This is a genomic window from Kribbella sp. CA-245084 (assembly GCF_050942355.1).
In the GTDB taxonomy this organism is placed as follows: Bacteria; Actinomycetota; Actinomycetes; order Propionibacteriales; family Kribbellaceae; genus Kribbella.
This window is the reverse complement of sequence record NZ_CP192053.1, coordinates 5,304,067-5,319,117: the sequence shown is the minus strand read 5'-3', so window position 1 is coordinate 5,319,117 and position 15,051 is coordinate 5,304,067. Positions and strand designations below refer to the sequence as shown.

Annotated in this window: 15 protein-coding genes; 7 read left to right on the top strand and 8 right to left on the bottom strand. The window is 68.5% G+C overall.

The genetic code is table 11. The annotated features are described in order from the left end of the window. Positions 1-2: 2 nt before the first annotated feature. Positions 3-1,943: a potassium transporter Kup gene (locus tag ACQPYH_RS25390; protein WP_432876071.1), complete on the bottom strand. Its 1,941-nt coding sequence runs from the start codon at positions 1,941-1,943 to the stop codon at positions 3-5. Here ACQPYH_RS25390 and ACQPYH_RS25385 point away from each other — a divergent pair. Both ACQPYH_RS25385 and cpt read left to right on the top strand, forming a co-directional pair. After that, positions 1,911-3,266 carry an MFS transporter gene (locus tag ACQPYH_RS25385; RefSeq protein WP_432876069.1) on the top strand — a complete coding sequence of 452 codons (1,356 nt, stop codon included), beginning with the start codon at positions 1,911-1,913 and terminating at the stop codon, positions 3,264-3,266. The two genes, ACQPYH_RS25390 and ACQPYH_RS25385, sit on opposite strands and share 33 nt — an antisense overlap. Beyond that, positions 3,263-3,799, top strand: coding sequence for a chloramphenicol phosphotransferase CPT (gene cpt / locus ACQPYH_RS25380; RefSeq protein ID WP_432876067.1), 537 nt, complete (start codon positions 3,263-3,265; stop codon positions 3,797-3,799). The genes ACQPYH_RS25385 and cpt overlap by 4 nt, the downstream gene beginning before the upstream one ends. Here cpt and ACQPYH_RS25375 read toward each other — a convergent pair. Continuing rightward, on the bottom strand, positions 3,784-4,389 hold the full coding sequence (locus tag ACQPYH_RS25375) for a TetR/AcrR family transcriptional regulator (protein ID WP_432876065.1): 606 nt from the start codon (positions 4,387-4,389) through the stop codon (positions 3,784-3,786). The two genes, cpt and ACQPYH_RS25375, sit on opposite strands and share 16 nt — an antisense overlap. A gap of 62 nt (positions 4,390-4,451) precedes the next feature. Here ACQPYH_RS25375 and ACQPYH_RS25370 point away from each other — a divergent pair, with 62 nt between their 5' ends. Together ACQPYH_RS25370 and ACQPYH_RS25365 are read left to right on the top strand one after the other, a co-directional pair. Beyond that, on the top strand, positions 4,452-5,462 hold the full coding sequence (locus ACQPYH_RS25370; protein WP_432876063.1) for a hypothetical protein: 1,011 nt from the start codon (positions 4,452-4,454) through the stop codon (positions 5,460-5,462). A gap of 25 nt (positions 5,463-5,487) precedes the next feature. After that, positions 5,488-6,084 (top strand): TetR/AcrR family transcriptional regulator, encoded by a 597-nt coding sequence (locus ACQPYH_RS25365; protein WP_432876061.1) that lies wholly within the window; start codon positions 5,488-5,490, stop codon positions 6,082-6,084. Here ACQPYH_RS25365 and ACQPYH_RS25360 read toward each other — a convergent pair. Beyond that, on the bottom strand, positions 6,054-7,151 hold the full coding sequence (locus ACQPYH_RS25360) for an aldo/keto reductase (RefSeq protein ID WP_432876059.1): 1,098 nt from the start codon (positions 7,149-7,151) through the stop codon (positions 6,054-6,056). The two genes, ACQPYH_RS25365 and ACQPYH_RS25360, sit on opposite strands and share 31 nt — an antisense overlap. A 79-nt stretch (positions 7,152-7,230) precedes the next feature. Between ACQPYH_RS25360 and ACQPYH_RS25355 the strand changes: the two genes are divergently transcribed. Further along, positions 7,231-9,198 carry a GMC family oxidoreductase gene (locus ACQPYH_RS25355; RefSeq protein ID WP_432876057.1) on the top strand — a complete coding sequence of 656 codons (1,968 nt, stop codon included), beginning with the start codon at positions 7,231-7,233 and terminating at the stop codon, positions 9,196-9,198. Positions 9,199-9,202: 4 nt separating this feature from the next. Here the strand turns inward: ACQPYH_RS25355 and ACQPYH_RS25350 are convergent, their stop codons facing one another. Together ACQPYH_RS25350 and ACQPYH_RS25345 are read right to left on the bottom strand one after the other, a co-directional pair. Continuing rightward, on the bottom strand, positions 9,203-9,721 hold the full coding sequence (locus ACQPYH_RS25350; protein WP_432876055.1) for a VOC family protein: 519 nt from the start codon (positions 9,719-9,721) through the stop codon (positions 9,203-9,205). Between the two features lie 33 nt (positions 9,722-9,754). Next, the gene (locus ACQPYH_RS25345; RefSeq protein WP_432876053.1) at positions 9,755-10,447 is read right to left on the bottom strand and encodes a LysR family substrate-binding domain-containing protein; all 693 of its coding nucleotides are present in this window, start codon (positions 10,445-10,447) and stop codon (positions 9,755-9,757) included. Positions 10,448-10,480: 33 nt separating this feature from the next. Between ACQPYH_RS25345 and ACQPYH_RS25340 the strand changes: the two genes are divergently transcribed. After that, complete coding sequence (locus ACQPYH_RS25340; RefSeq protein ID WP_432876051.1) at positions 10,481-10,864, top strand: DUF5997 family protein; 384 nt, start codon at positions 10,481-10,483, stop codon at positions 10,862-10,864. Between the two features lie 104 nt (positions 10,865-10,968). Here ACQPYH_RS25340 and ACQPYH_RS25335 read toward each other — a convergent pair whose 3' ends face one another. After that, positions 10,969-12,642, bottom strand: a complete 1,674-nt coding sequence (locus ACQPYH_RS25335; protein ID WP_432876049.1) for a hypothetical protein — start codon at positions 12,640-12,642, stop codon at positions 10,969-10,971. 47 nt (positions 12,643-12,689) lie between these two features. Next, positions 12,690-13,085, bottom strand: a complete 396-nt coding sequence (locus ACQPYH_RS25330) for a hypothetical protein (protein ID WP_432876047.1) — start codon at positions 13,083-13,085, stop codon at positions 12,690-12,692. Positions 13,086-13,188: 103 nt separating this feature from the next. Here ACQPYH_RS25330 and ACQPYH_RS25325 point away from each other — a divergent pair, with 103 nt between their 5' ends. Further along, positions 13,189-13,359 (top strand): hypothetical protein, encoded by a 171-nt coding sequence (locus ACQPYH_RS25325; protein WP_432876045.1) that lies wholly within the window; start codon positions 13,189-13,191, stop codon positions 13,357-13,359. A gap of 864 nt (positions 13,360-14,223) precedes the next feature. On the opposite strand, the gene ACQPYH_RS25320 is transcribed toward ACQPYH_RS25325, so the two are convergent. Next, a complete protein-coding gene (locus tag ACQPYH_RS25320; RefSeq protein ID WP_432876042.1) occupies positions 14,224-14,964 on the bottom strand; it encodes an alanyl-tRNA editing protein in 741 nt (246 codons plus the stop codon). Positions 14,965-15,051: the final 87 nt, after the last annotated feature.

Below are 15,051 nucleotides of genomic sequence, written 5' to 3'. Positions count from 1 at the left end.
GGCTACAGCTCGATATGTGATCCGATGATGACGGTCCGGTCGCGCGGCAGCCCGAAGTACTCCGCGGCGTCCGCGGTGATGTGCGACGTGGCGAGGAACAGCTGTTTGCGCCAGCCGGCCATCGTGGCGGACTTGCCGCGGCGGAGCTCGATCTTCGACAGGAAGTACGACGCGTTGTCGAGATCGAGCGGGCCCTCGGTCGCGGCCGGGTCCAGCAGAGCCAGAGCGCTCGGGACGTCCGCCGACTCCATGTATCCGAACTTGATCGTGACGTGCGTGATCCCGTCATCGCCGTACCCGAGATCGTTGACCATCACCCGCTGGTCCTCGGGGACGCGCGGGATCTCCTCGGTCTGGATCGCGACGATCACCACGTGCTCGTGGCGCACCTGGTTGTGCTCGACGTTCGCCCGCAGCGCGAGCGGGGTGCTGACGCCGCCGCGGTTCAGGAAGATCGCCGTACCGGGCACTGTCCGGACGGGCATGGTGCCCGAGCCGAGCTGGTCGATGAACTCCTGCAGCGACCCCTCTGCCTTCTCCCGCTCGGCCGTGACGACCTGGCGGCCACGTTGCCAGGTCGTCATGATCGTGAACGCGGTCAGCGCGATCAGCAGCGGCAACCAGGCGCCGTGGATGATCTTGGTCAGGTTGGCCGCGACGAACAGCAGGTCGATGGAGAGCAGCAGGGCCGCGCCGATGCCGACCAGCCACTTCGGGATGTTCCAGCGGTAGTGCGCGACGTACAGGAACAGCGTCGTGGTGACGGTGATCGTGCCGGTGACGGCCATTCCGTACGCGTAGGCCAACCCGGCCGAACTGCGGAACGCGAACACCAGCGTCAGCACCGAGACCAGCAGCAGCCAGTTGATCCAGGGCACGTAGATCTGGCCGACCGTGGTCGCCGAGGTGTGGGCGATCCGCAGGCGCGGCAGGTAGCCGAGCTTCGCGGCCTGCGACGCGACCGAGTACGCGCCGGTGATCACTGCCTGCGACGCGATCACGGTCGCCGCGGTCGCCAGCACGACCAGCAGCGGCCGAGCCCAGTCCGGGACCAGCAGGAAGAACGGACCGCTCAGGTTGGACGGGTCCTTCAGCACCAGCGCGCCCTGACCCAGGTAGCTGAGCACCAGGGCGGGCAGGACGAGGAAGAACCAACCGCGGGAGATCGGCTTCCGGCCGAAATGCCCCATGTCGGCGTAGATCGCCTCCGCGCCGGTGATAGAGAGCACGACCGCGGCCAGCGCGAAGAACGCGATATGGAAATGCCCGGTGAGGAACCCGATCGCATACGTGGGCGAGAGCGCCTTCACGATGCCCGGGTGCTCGACGATCCCGCCGATCCCGCACGCCCCGATCACCACGAACCAGACGATCATGACCGGTCCGAAGACCCGGCCGACCGCCTCGGTGCCGCGCCGCTGGACCGCGAACAGCATGATGATGATGACCGCGGTGATCGGTACGACGTACTCGCCCAGCGACGGCTCGACGAGTTTCAGGCCTTCGACCGCCGAGAGGACCGAGATGGCCGGGGTGATCATGCTGTCGCCGAAGAACAGCGACGCTCCGAACAGGCCGAGACCGGCGAGCACGACCGCGCCCTTGCGTTCCGGGTGCTGGCGGGCCCAGCGGCGCAGCATCGTGATCAGCGCCATCAGGCCGCCCTCGCCGTTGTTGTCGGCGCGGAGCGCGAGCAGGATGTAGGTGATCGTGACGACGATCATCACCGACCAGAAGATCAGCGAGACGACCCCGAAGACGTTGTAGTCGCTGACCGGCACCGGGTGCGGGTCCTCGGGGTTGAACACGGTCTGGATCGTGTAGATCGGGCTGGTCCCGATATCCCCGAACACCACACCGAGTGCCCCGACGACCACCGCGAGTTTGACGGTGTCGTGGACATTCGGCGTATGGCTCGTGGCGCCGTCCTGCTGAATCGTCACGGCCCGGACGATACCGATGTCGAGACCGTTGCCGCGACTCCGACGTACCTCTTGACGACGGAGGAGGTACACACCATGACGCCGGAGCGGGTACTTCGGACCTACGTGACGCTGGTCGCGGTGTCGACGGGTGCATCGTCGATGATCTGGGGCATCAACACGTTGTTCCTGCTCGACGCGGGGTTGAGCATCGGGAAGGCCTTCGCGGCCAACGCGTTCTTCACCGCCGGCATGGTGCTGTTCGAGGTCCCGACCGGTGTGATCGCGGACACAGTCGGCCGGCGTGCGTCGTACCTTCTGGGCACAGCCACTCTGTTCGGGTCGACGCTGCTCTACCTGCTCCTGTGGCGGGCGCATGCGCCGTTCGTACTGTGGGCGGTGGTGTCGGTGCTGCTCGGGCTCGGATTCACGTTCTTCAGCGGCGCGACCGAGGCGTGGCTGGTCGACGGGCTGCACGCGACCGGGTACCGCGGGTCGCTCGACGCGGCGTTCGCCAAGGGGCAGGTGGCGAGCGGGATCGCGATGATGGGCGGCTCGATCGGCGGCGGCTTCCTCGCCCAGGTCACGAATCTCGGCATGCCGTACGTCGTCCGCGCGTTGTTGCTCGGGGCCACCTTCGTGGTGGCGTGGCGGGCGATGCGCGACCTCGGGTTCACGCCGAAACCGCGGGTCTCGGTGCGCGGCGAGATGGGCGGGATCGTCCGGGCGTCGCTGCGGCACGGGCTGCTGAATCCGCCGGTGCGCTGGGTGATGCTGGCCGGCCCGTTCACCGCCGGTGTCAGCGTGTACGGCTTCTACGCCGCGCAGCCCTATCTCCTGCAGCTGTACGGGCACGCCGATTCGTACTGGATCGCGGGTCTGTCGGCCGGGATCGTTGCCGGTGCGCAGATCGCCGGCGGCGCGTCGGCGTCGTACGTCGCGCGCATCTTCCGGGACCGGATCGTCATCCTGATCGGGGCGATCACCACGTCCGCGGCTGTGATCGCGTTGATCGGGCTGGTCACGTCGTTCTGGGCCGCGCTGGGTCTGTTGATGGTGTGGGGCACGATGTTCGCCGCGATGACGCCGGTGCGGCAGGCGTACCTGAACAGTCACATCCCGTCGGCGCAGCGGGCGACCGTGCTGTCGTTCGACAACCTGCTCGGTTCGGCCGGTGGCGTGGTGATCCAGCCGGGGCTCGGCCGGTCCGCGGACCTGTGGGGCTACGGGCAGGCGTACCTGCTGGCGGCGGGGATCCAGGTGCTCGCGGTGCCGTTCCTCGCGCTGGCTCGCCGTAAAGCCGTCGAAGTGACGCCGGATCAGCCTCTAGCCTTGCGGGCGTGACGGTTCGACTGATCATCCTCAACGGCGGCTCCAGTTCCGGGAAGACCGCGATCGTGCGGGCTCTGCAGGAGGTGCTGGACGAGCCGTGGCTCGGGTTCAGCGTGGACGACTTCGTCGACGCGCTGCCTGCCAAGCTGGAAGGGTCTCCAGACGGGATCGTGATCGGTCCGGATGGCGAGGTGTCGGTCGGGTCCGCCTTCCGCTCCCTCGAGGCGGCGTGGACCGCCGGGATCGTCGCGATGTGCCGGGCCGGCGGCCGAGTCGTCATGGACGACGTCTTCCTCGGCGGTCCGTCCTCGCAGCAGCGCTGGCGGAACGCGATCGGCGACCTCGAGACGCTGTGGGTCGGTGTCCATTGCGACCCGGCGATCGCGGCCCAACGGGAACTCGCGCGCGGTGACCGGCCACCTGGTATGGCCGAAGGACAGGCGCTGATCGTCCATCAGGGCATCACGTACGACCTCGAGGTGGACACGTCGCACACCGACTCGGTCGATTGCGCGCGCACGATCGCCGCCTACTTGAAGGCCTGATCGACGACGGCGAGCGCGCTGATGATGCGTTCGCGGTGCTCCGCAGCCACGACGTCAGGATCGTCGCCGGCAAAGATCCGGCGTACCGACTCGAGATGGACGACGCGGTAGGCGGCGACCGTGAGCGCGGCGGTCAGCTGAGGATCGGGTACGCCGGTGTGCGCCATCGCTCCGGCGATCGCTTGCTCGATCTCCTGCAGTAGCTCGCGGGCGCGGTTCTGCAAGGCCCGGGACTCGGCGACGACCTCCCAGAAGCGGCGGAACGTGCCGCGGATCGTGGACAGCGGGTTGCCCTCGTCGGCCAGCGCGACCAGAAGATCGGACAACGCCTGGACTGCGGACGTTCCGGCCGGGCGGTCGTTGACCGCGGCAACGACCAGGGCCTCCGCCTCGGGGTAGCGGTCGAAGAGCAGGTCCTCCTTGCGCGCGAAGTGCGCGAACACGGTCGGCCGCGCGACGTCCGCCGCCTCGGCTACCTCGGACACCGACACCGCGTCGAAGCCGCGCTCGAGGAAGAGCGTGGTCGCGACCTCCGAGATCCGGGTCCGGAGCTCGGCCTTCTTCCGCTCCCGGCGGCCCTGGTGATGCACTGTTTAACCATACCGGATAAAAAGATGTACCGAGTATGAGTTCACTTGCTAGGCTGAAGGTCATGCAATCAATCGGGGTGAACTACGACACCGGCCTGCGGTACGACGGCCGCAGTACCCGCAACCGTTTCGACGCCGACGCGGTACGCCGCGAGATGGCGGTGATCGCGGACGAGCTGCATGCTCCCGCGGTGCGAGTGGTGGGCACCGAGCTCGACCGGCTGGTGGTGGCGGGAGAGGCGGCGTTGGCGGCAGGGCTGGATCTGTGGTTCTCGCCGATGCCGATGAACCTCGAGCCGTCCGAGTTCGTCGCGTTCCTCACCGACTGCGCCGGACAGGCCGAGGTACTGCGGCAGTCGGCGCGCGGCGACGTCGTACTCGTGCTCGGGTGTGAGCTGTCCGTGTTCTGCAAGGGCTTCGTGCCGGGCGAGACGACGGGGGAGCGGCTCGCGCTGATGGGCGACCCGGCGACCTGGACCGACCCGGCCAAGCTCACAGAACTGCAGGCCGGGCTCGAGCGGTGGGGCTCGGTGCAGTCGCAGTTGGCCGGAGCTGCTCGTGACGTCTTCGAAGGCCAGATCACCTACGCGGCGGGCATGTGGGAGGACGTGAACTGGGACCTGTTCGACATCGTCAGCGTCGACGCGTACCGGGACGCGGCCAACGCGGCGACCTTCGCCGACGAACTGGCGTCGCGATCGAAGTGGGGCAAGCCGGTCGTGGCCACCGAGTTCGGCTGCTGCGCGTACCGCGGCGCGGCCGAGCGCGGCGGGACAGGCTGGATGATCGTGGACCGCAGCGTCGACCCGCCGGTGATCAACGGTTCGTACGAGCGGGACGAGGAGGAGCAAGTGGAGTATCTGTTCGAGCTCGTCGAGGAGTTCGACCGGATCGAGCTGGCGGCGGCGTTCTGGTTCAGTTTCGCGGGCTTCGAGCTGCCGCACCGCGAGGACGATCCACGGCACGATCTCGACCTCTCGTCGTACGGGCTGGTCGCGGTCGGGGACGACGGGCAGTGGCGGCCGAAGAAGGTGTTCGGCAAGCTCGCGGAGCTCAACGCCGGCCGGAGCTGATGGACCGGCGGGTACATTTGACCGCGTGCTGACAGCGAAGGGCGCGGCGACGCGGGACAGGATCGTGGCGGCCGCCGCTGCCGAGATCCGCGAGCGTGGGATCAGCGCGGTGAAGCTGGACGACATCGGTCGGCGCAGCCGGACGGGGAAGAGCCAGCTGTTCCACTACTTCCCCGAAGGCAAGGAGCAGCTGCTGCTCGCGGTCGCCGAGCGCGAGGCCGAGCAGGTGCTCGAGGACCAGGAGCCGCACCTCGGGCAGCTGACCAGCTGGGACGCCTGGGCCGAGTGGCGTGACGTCGTCGTGGAGAAGTACCGGCGCCAGGGAGTGCACTGCCCGCTCGGTGTCCTCATCACCGAGATCGGGCGGCACACCCCGGCGGCGCAGGCGGTGACCGGGAAGCTGCTTGCGCAATGGCAGCACCGGCTGGAGCGCGGAATCGAAGAGATGAAGGCTGCGGGCGAGATCCGTGCCGACGTGGATCCCGCCCGCGCTGCGGCCGCGCTGATCGCCGCGATCCAGGGCGGCGTGGTGATCCTGATGTCGTCAGGCTCGTCGACGCATCTGGAGTACGCCCTCGACCTCTGCCTGGACTACCTCCAGTTGACCACCGGCGGTCGGTAGCCGGCCGGCTTGTCCGCGACCTTCGTGCCGGGGTTGATCTGCCAGCTCTGGTACTCCGGCGTGAACATCCGATAGACCGACACCGGCGGTACGGCGCTTGCCTCGTCGAGCGCGGCCCGCAACTCGACCGGTAGCTCGAAGCTGAGCGCCTCGATACTCGACTCGAGCTGCTTCGGATTGCTCGCGCCGACGATCGCCGAGGCGATTCCAGGCTGCGTGGCGGCCCAGTTCACCGCGACCTGAGCCATCGTCACGCCCAGCTTGTCCGCGACGTCCCGGACCGTCGGCAGCAGCTCCCACTGCCGGTCCGACCACGACTGTCCGGCCGCGCCGGCTCCGGTGAGACGGCCCTCGCCGGCCATCTGCTTGGCGTCGTCGCGCTGGTACTTCCCGGTCAGGAAGCCCGCGGCGAGCGGGCTCCACGCGGTGATGCCGAGCCCGAGTTGCTGTGCCATCGGGACGTGCTCGGTCTCGATCGCCCGCTCGGCCAGCGAATACGGCAGTTGCAGGCTGACCATCGGGGTCAGCGAGTGCGCGTCGGCCAGCGTCTGCGCGCGTGCGGCGTACCAGGACGGTACGTCGGACAGGCCGGCGTACCGGATCTTTCCGGCGCGGGCGAGGTCGTCGAGGGTCCGCAGTACCTCGTCGATCGGGGTGATGCGGTCCCAGGTGTGCAGCAGGAACAGGTCGACGTAGTCGGTGCCGAGCCGGCGCAGGGACTCGTCGAGCGCGCGGATGAGGTGCTTGCGGCTGTTGCCGCCGGCGTTCGGGTCGCCGGAGTCGAGGCTGTTGGTCGCCTTGGTGGTGAGCACCATCCGCTCCCGCACGCCCGCCTCGGCGATCAACCGGCCGAGGATCCGTTCGCTCTCACCGGCGGTGTAGAAGTCGGCGGTGTCGATGAAGTTGCCGCCGGCATCGATGTAGGCGCGGAAGATCGCCCCCGCCTCGTCCTCGGTCCTGCCGTACGGCGCGTGGAAGCCCGCCTGTCCGAAGTTCATCGTGCCCAGTGCCAGCCGGCTGACCCGCAGCCCCGACCGCCCGAGCAAGTAGTAGTCGTCAAGTGCCATGCCCACAGCGTTGCTCGGCAGAAATGGACCGGCAAGTACAAACTGTGCGAGCTGGCGTGCTGCGTGAAAGGATTTGTTCGTGGCCCTTTCTGAACAGCAACGGATCGTGCTCGAGCGGCTCGCGGAGGTCGCCGTACCGGCGGATGAGTACCCGGCGGCGGTGGGAGCGGTGGAGTTTGTGGAGCGGGTGCTGGCTGAGGATCGGCCGGACTGGCAGCCGCGGGTCGAGCGGGCCCTCGAGGTGGCTGGGCCCGTGCCGGACCTCGATGCGGTGCTGGCGGATGCGGATGCTGCCTGGCTGGTTCGGCTGGTGGCCCAGGGGTACTACGCGGAGCCGGCGGCGTGGGGGATGGTCGGTTGGCAGACCGGTGACTTCTCGCCGGTGCAGACCGAGTTGACGATCACGCCGCGGTCGGCGCTGGCGGATCGGTACGACGCGATCGTGATCGGCTCGGGTGCTGGTGGGGGAGCGGCCGCGCAGGTGCTGGCGGAGTCGGGCCGGTCGGTGCTGGTCGTCGAGCTGGGGCGCTATCCGACGACGGAATCGCTCACGCACGACCATCTGCGGAATCCGCGGTCGGTGGCGGGGCTGCCGGCGCTGACGGATCCGGATCCGGCGGGGCGGCCGCGGATCTCGGTCGTGGACGGTGTGCGCAGTGAGGTCCTGCCGCCCGATGGCGGGTGGGGGAACAACGCGTTCACAGTGGGCGGTGGGACGCGGGTGTACGGCGCGCAGGCGTGGCGGTTCGTGCCGCGGGACTTCCGGATGGCGACGACGTACGGCGTACCGGAGGGGAGCGCGCTCGCCGACTGGCCGATTTCGTACGAGGACCTGGAGCCGTACTACTCGCTGGCCGAGCAGCGGTTCGGGGTGAGCGGTGGCGGGGCGGATCCGTGGCACGAGCCGCGATCGATCCCGCTGCCGATGCCGCCGATGCCGCGGACCGGGCCGGCTGAGCTGTTGTCCGCGGCTGCAGAGCGGCTGGGCTGGGGGATTCTCGACGTACCGCTGCTGATCAACTCGGTCGACTACCAAGGGCGTTCAGGCTGCGTGCGGTGTGGGCAGTGCGTCGGCTTCGCCTGTCCGGTCGACGCGAAGGGCGGGACACACAACACCGCGCTCCCGGCCGCGCTCGCGACCGGCAACTGCACGCTGGTCACCGAGACAACGGCCGAGCGGCTGGTCACCTCGGGCGGCCGTGTCACCGGTGTGGCGTTGGTCGCCAGCGACGGGTGGCGTCGGACCGTTTCCTGCGGCGAGGTTGTGGTCTCCGCGGGTGCATCGGAGACGCCGCGGCTGCTGCTGAACAGCGCGCACGACGGCGAGCCACACGGGATCGGCAACAACCAGGACCAGGTCGGGCGGCATCTGCAGGCCCACGTGTACGCCGGTGCGATCGGCCTGTTCGAGGACGAGGTGGTCGATCTCGTCGGGCCGGGTGCGTCGATCGCGACCTGCGACTTCCGGCACGGGAACGACGGGATCATCGGCGGCGGAATGCTCGCGAACGAGTTCGTGCCGACACCCGCAGCGACGTACGACTATCTGACCGGGGCCGGGCTCATCCCGCGCGGCGGTCTGGCGAGCAAGCAGGCGATGCGGCACGAGGTACGACGGATGCTGCGCGTGGTCGGACCGATCCAGGAGGTGTCGTCGGCCGAGTCGCGCGTCCGCGTGGATCCGTCGGTGGTCGACCGGTTCGGCAATCCGGTCGTCGTGACCAGTGGGTCGATCCATCCGGAGGACGTCCGCGCGCACGGCTTCATGAGCGCCAAGGCCAAGGCCTGGCTAGAGGAAGCAGGGGCTCTCAGGACAGCTGTCGGCGGCGTCAGCCTGGGCCACGCGAGTACCGGACAACATCAGGCCGGCTCGTGCCGCATGGGCAACGACCCCGCCCACTCGGTCACCAACCCGAACGGCCGCGTCTGGGGCCACGACAACCTCTGGATCGCCGACGCCTCCCTCCACGTCACCAACGGTGGCGTGAACCCAGTCCTCACCGTCCTCGCCAACTCCTTGCGGATCGCCGGGCAGATCGTGGGCTGACGCCTCAGGCGAGCGTGCGGGAGATTCCTACGCCGCTGCGGGCTTCGCGGCCGTACTTCTCGATCTCGGCGGCCAGGTTCAGGCGGGCGATGCCGTTCTTGTTGCGGTCGTCGTCGGTGAGCAGGTCGGCCGGGATGATCCAGACGATCTCGAACTCGAGCCCGTCGGGGTCCTTGCCGTACAGCGACTTCGTCGTCCCGTGGTCCGAGGCGCCGACGAGCGCGTCGTGCTCGCTCAGCTTGCCGGCCAGGTCCTCGAGGTCGCCGAGCGTGTCGACCTCCCACGCCAGGTGGTACAGCCCGACCGTCGTCCGGCCCGCGCCGGACGAACCCGCCTGCGACCCGATCTGGAACAGCCCGAGGTCGTGATCGTTGCTCGACCCCGGCGCCCGGAGGAACGCCGCGCCCGGAATCGCGTCACCGGACTCGGTGTAGCCGAAGCCGAGGACGTCTCGGTAGAACGCGACGCTCGCCGCGACGTCGCGCACGTACAGGACCGCGTGGTTCAACCGGAAGATCGCCATACTCACGATAGTAGTTGAGAACTCAACTTGAGACTAGCGACGGCGTCGTGGCTTCTGCTGCCGGGTGTTCGACGCGGCCTTCTTGCCCGAAGCTGCTTTCTTCGGAGCCGCCTTCTTCGGCGTCTTCGGTGCCGGGCCGCGGGTGCTGTTGACGGTCCGGCCGCGGACGATGCCGATCAGATGCTCGACCAGCTCACTGGTCTCGTCCGCTTCCGCCCAGCTCAATGCGACCTGCGACTCCGGTACGCCGGTCAGCGGCCGGTAGGTCAGGTCCTTGCGATGGTGCAACCGCGCCAACGACTGCGGTACGACGAGCAGCCCCGTGCCCATGGCAACCAACTCGATCGCGTCCCCGGTGCGCGCCGGCCGTTCCTCGATCAGCCGCCCCGGCGGTCGTTCCCAGTCGAGTACGTCGTCCTGCGCGTGCAGCACCAGCTCGTCGGCCAGGTCGTCGACGGTGATCTCCTCGGCGGCCGTGATCACGTGATCCTTGGGCACCACCACGACGGTCTGCTCGACGTACAGCGGGATGGCGTGCAGGCCGGTGCGGTCGATCGGCAGGCGCAGGAGCACCGCGTCGGCCTCGCCACGGCGTACCAGGTCCGGAGCGTCGGCGGCGGTGACCTGGATCAGCTCGAGCGGGACGCGGGGGAGGCGCTCGGCCCAGATCCGGACCCACTTGGCTGGGGTCACGCCGGGAACATAGCCCAGCCGGAATCCGGTCACGGCTCACAGGTTACCGGGCGTTACCCTGCTGTCATGACAGCGCGCAAGGCACCCCAGAAGACTTCGCAGACGATGAAGCCCTCGACGGCGGCGAAGAAGCTGGACGTGTACCTCCCGGCCACCCCGGCGGAGTTCCAGGAGGGCGTCGTGTCACGCGACGAGCTGAACGCGCTACAGACCGACCCGCCCGAGTGGCTCCGGGAGCTCCGGCGTACCGGCCCGCACCCACGTTCTGTGGTTGCCGCCAGGCTCGGCGTCTCGATCAGCGGCCTGGCCCGAGCCGGCATCACCGAGGCCCTGACCACAGACGACATCGAGGCCATCCGCGCCGACAACCCCGACTGGCTAGAACACGAACGCACCACCCAAGCCGAAGTCCGCCGCCAAGCCGCCGAACAGAAGCAGCAGAAGCCTTAGAGGTAGTAGCGGCTGGTTTCAGTGGACAGCCGAAGGTCCTCCAGCGGGGCTCGACCACGACGAGATCACCGAGCTGCGCGGTCGGGTATTCCGGGTAGCTCGGGTCAGCTGTCGGGTGTGGGGTTGGGTAGGCGGTGTGTCCCGGTCGGGTCGACCTGGAATGTGAAGCCGTGCGGTGTGGTCCACTCCAGCGTCTTGACATCGACGCGGCGGACGTCCCAACCGCGGGCGTGGGTCTTCACCCGGTGCGCGAACCGGCTGAGCGGCGCGAGGTTGCGAGTGCTGGTCTGCCCGCCCGGGCCGTACGGGTCGTAGGGCTCGATGTGATCGAGGTCGATGCTGCGATGGGTCTCGCGGGTGCCGTAGGGGAACAGCTCGACGGGGTAGGTGAGCCGTACCCGTTCGCGGATCCGGGTCGGGATCTCGTAGGCGTCGGCGCTCACAGCGTCGTTGAGGTCGATCACAGGTTTGACGGTGTACGGCGCGTGCCCGACAAGTTCGGTGAGCTGGTCGGCCAGCAGCGGACCAATCCCCTCGGCACGCAGCACCCCGTTACCGGTGGCCAGCGTCAGGTCGGTGAGGTGCACGAAGACCTCGGTCTGCCCGGGACGCACCTGTCCACCGTTGGAACTCGCGGGGTTGGTGTGGGCGTCTCGCTTGATCTGCGCAAGGCGTGCGTCGAGAGCCCGTCGCGCGGCGGCATCCATCGGCACACCTTCGTCGGTCTCGGTCCGCGGCCCGGGAATGTACTCGATCGGTCGACTGTCGAACGGATCACTCGGCGGATCAGGATCGTACGGTCCCGCGCCATCGGCCAACGGAGGTTCCCACAGCTCGACCGGGTCAGCGACCGACTCAGCCAGTCGGGCGTCACCGCCATCGGGGCGTTCGTACGACGGGCTCGCCCGGAACGCCGTAGTGCCACCGCGTGCCCGGTCCGCTGACGTACAGGGTGTGTCGTTCGAGTGGTCGTGCGGGCCGTCGTACGACGGGCTTGCCGACCTTGCTGGGAACGCCGTAGTGCCACCGCGTGCCGGGTCCGCCGACGTACACGACGCGTCGCTCGAACGGTCGAGCCGACCGAACGCGCCGCGGCCTGCAGCCGCCGATCGCGTGCCGACGCCTACCTGCGAGTCCACTGCCGCCGACCGCGCGCCGACACCTGAGGTTGCGCTCGCTGCCGCCGATCCCGTGCCGGCACCTGACGTCGAGCCCGCTGCCGCGGATCCCGTGCCGGCGCCTACGTGCGAGTCCGCTCTTGCGGATCGCGTACCGACGGCCGTTTGCGGGTCTGTTGCTGTCGGGTGCGGGCCAGTGGCGGCTTCGGAGCTCGTGTTCGCCGAACGCCTGCCAGGGGTCGAGGCTGGGCGCGAGGGTTCTGCGGAGGCGGCGGTGTTGGCCGACGGCGTTGGGGCGGTGGTGGTCGGGGTGGTGGTCGGCGCTGGGTGCGTGCGGGCTTGGGTGAGGAGTTCCTGGGTGAAGCGAGGGTCGGCGATGATGCCGATCGCGTCGGCGCGGCGGTGTTGGACCTGGCGGGTGTCGCCGAAGGTCTTGAGCGCCTCGGCGATCGCGGCGATGGTTGCGTCGTGGCGGATGACCGCGCCGGCCGGGGCCTTGGCGTAGATGGTTTTGTTGCCGTGGTTGTCGCTGCGGCCGACGAACACGCCACGCTCGCTTGCCGCTTCGGCGGCCTCGTCGCGGGCCAGGTCGGGGTCGGCGTGAGCCTTGGCGGCGCGGATGATCCTGTTCAGGCGGTACGGGGTGATGGAGTCGATCAAGGGTGCGACGCGCCGGTCGACGGACCGGGCGGCTTGTTCGGACAGTTTCAGGCACAGCGTGGCGAGTTGGCGGGCTTTCCAGGGGTGGCGTCGCCGGACTGGACGCGGGCCCAGGTGAACGGGAACCGGTGCTGCAGGGCCAGCGCCTCGCCGAGGAACTGGCGTGCGACCATCGGTGAGATTCCGAGCATGACGCCGAACTCGGTGACGGCGAACTCGGCGATCGGCGGGCAGCCGTCACCACCCAACACGACGGCCCGCTCTCGCCCGTCACAGGTCCGGCGGCCGGGCCGGATGCGGCAGGTGGAGGGGTGGAAGCGGTCGGCGTAGATCTGGGCGTGCTGCAGCAGCCGCGCATCGGCCTGGTTGGCGATCGCGCGGTGCTCGGCGGCGGACTCGAGCAGGTCGGCCGTGGAGAGCTCACTCAGATCGTTCTCGAACATGTGTTCGATTCTACCTGTCTATCGCGCGCCTGCCAAATCGTCCCGACCGCCAAAACCCCTTGTTTACAAGGCGAACGTATCCCCGCCAAGGCGGTCAGGTCTCATGGTCGAGGTCAGTAGTCTCTGCGAGGACCGGTTGGGCGCGGCGGGATTCCCGTGCTCGACGTGGACGCGGGCCAGCGTCGTGCAAGGCGCCGACTGGCTAGAACACGAACGCGCCGCCCAAGCCGAGGTCCGCCGTCAAGCCGCCGAACAGAAGCAGAAGCAGCCTTAGAGGTCTTGAGAAGAATCAAAAAGACGGAAGAGAAATTAGTAGTGGTTGGCTTCGGCGATCAGCCGCTCCAGAGGTCCGGCGAGGACCTGGGAGCCGGGGCCCGAAGTTCGAAGGAGAGCCTCTGGGCGTGCGTCGGCGCTCAGATAGACGTCCGGTGGACCGCACAGGCCAACCACCACACTAGGTTGCTTTTCTTCTCTGAGGGTTATTCAGAAGTGCTGGGTGAGTCCGCGTGGTGGGGGCGCGGTGGGATGCTGGGAAGAGCTTGAAGACCAAGCCTGCCCCGACATCAGCCGGATCCGGTGTCGGGTTCGTCGAGTCGTGGGTTCTGGCGATATTTTGCAGCCACTGTTCACGACTCGGCGTACCGGCTTGGGGCTCTTCTCCACGACTCGGCGAACCAGCCGACCGTGGCGCGGACGGTTGGGTTGCCGGGGAGCGGCAGTGCCGGTCGGGCATCTGCCGGGTCTGTGTGATCCTGCTGGTTGGTCTGCATCTGGACAGGACGTGTGCCTCCAATGGCCGGCCCCGGGTCCTCGCGTACGTCTGAGATCGAGCCCGACGCCATCACACCTCCTGTCGAGTTGCAGATCTGGGGGGCCAAACCCGAGGGATGGACCCTTGACCCCAACACCTGTGAGACCGAAGCCAGCGGTGGCCCAGGTCCGAGGTTGCCTCCAGGCCCGGCTCCTGCGACGACGCCAGCGCTCGAAGCGCGCCGACCGAACAGCGCGCCCTGAGTTCCCGGGGGAAGTCGGAGACTTCGGTCGCCGGACGGCCGGACAGCACCTGCCGACTGACACTGGACCGCCGGACCCAGCCGTGCACCCAACTGCCCTTCTATCTCTTCTTTTCTCTTCTGGTTCAGGTGATTCTGACTCGGAGGCGGCGGAAGCCTTTGCCTTTGCTTTCCATTTTGACTACTTCTAGGTGGCCGATCAGGGCGGTTGAGGCTACGTGGGTGCCGCCGTCGGCTTGGGTGTCGAGGCCGGCTATGTCGACGATGCGGACGATCTCGATGTCGGGTGGGAGGAGGTTCGTCGCGGTGCGGATGATGTCCGGGATTGCGAACGCCTCCTCGCGCGGCAGGTTGCTGACCGTGATCCGGCGGTCGGTGCGGATCTCCGCGTTCACCGCCTCCGCGACGCGCTCCTTGAAGTCCGGCGGTACTTCGGCCAGGTCGAAGTCCATCCGCGCCGACAGTGGCTCCATGTTCCCGCCGGTCACGAGCGCGTCGAAGTCGCGGAACACGACCCCGGTCAGCACGTGCAGCCCGGAGTGGGTCCGCATCAGCTGAGTACGCCGTTCATCGTCGAGCGCCCCACGCACCGCCGTACCGACCGGCGGCACCGGGTCGCCGTCCTGGGGCACCAGATAGAGGTCGTCGCCGCGGACCGTCCCGACGATCCGGGTCCGTACGCCGCCCCACAGCAGCACGCCCTCGTCCGGCGGCTGCCCGCCGCCACCGGGATAGAACGCGGACCGGTCGAGCACGATCCCGCGCTCCGGATCCACCCCGACGACCGTCGCATCCCACTCCCGCACCGACGCATCGTCCAGATCCAGCCGATGCGTGTGCCCGTGCTGATTCCCCTCGCCGCTCATAGCTCCCGAATCTAGCAACCCTTGTCGCCACTCGCCTAAGTTTGTTAAGCTGCCGAACATAGCGAGCAAGGCAACACACCGCTCGCC